The sequence below is a fragment of the Halobellus sp. Atlit-38R genome (assembly GCF_003665925.1).
Lineage (GTDB): Archaea > Halobacteriota > Halobacteria > Halobacteriales > Haloferacaceae > Haloquadratum > Haloquadratum inordinatus.
The window spans coordinates 1-546 of sequence record NZ_QXIJ01000175.1; the positions used below are offsets into that span (position 1 = coordinate 1).

Here is a 546-nt window from a genome sequence, read left to right on the forward strand (position 1 = left end):
CGGCGAGGCCGTACGCCTTCGAGAAGGTGCGGAGGACCGCCACGTCGTCGCGGTCGTCGACGAGCGGGATCGCGCTGTCCACGTCGGCGAACTCCCCGTACGCCTCGTCGACGACGACGAGCGTCTCCTCGGCGGTCGCGTCGGCGATCGCCTCGACCTCGTCGAGGGCGATCGTCGACCCGGAGGGGTTGTGCGGCGAGGTGAGGTAGACGATCCGCTCGCCGCCGTAGGCGGACAGCACCGTCTCGGCGTCCTGCGCGAAGCCGTCGGCCGGGGAGAGCTCGTACTCCGTCACCTCGCCGTGGTGGTACCGCGACGACATCGCGTAGTAGGCGAAGCCCGGGCTCGGGACCAGCACCTCGTCGCCGGGCTCTAAGGCGGCCCGCGAGAGGTAGTCGATCGCGCCGTCGGCGCCGGGCGAGACCCACACCTGCTCGTCGTCGACGCCCCACTTCTCGGCGATCTTCGCGGTGAGGTCGGTGTGCGAGGATTTCGGGTACTGGTTCACCCGGTCGGTGTGCTCGCGGATCGCCTCGACGGCCGCCG

General features: G+C 71.1%; 1 protein-coding gene. It reads right to left on the reverse strand.

From position 1 onward, the window contains the following. Positions 1–546 (reverse strand): histidinol-phosphate transaminase (locus D3D02_RS18780; protein ID WP_121571352.1); only part of this gene is annotated, 546 nt, incomplete at both ends.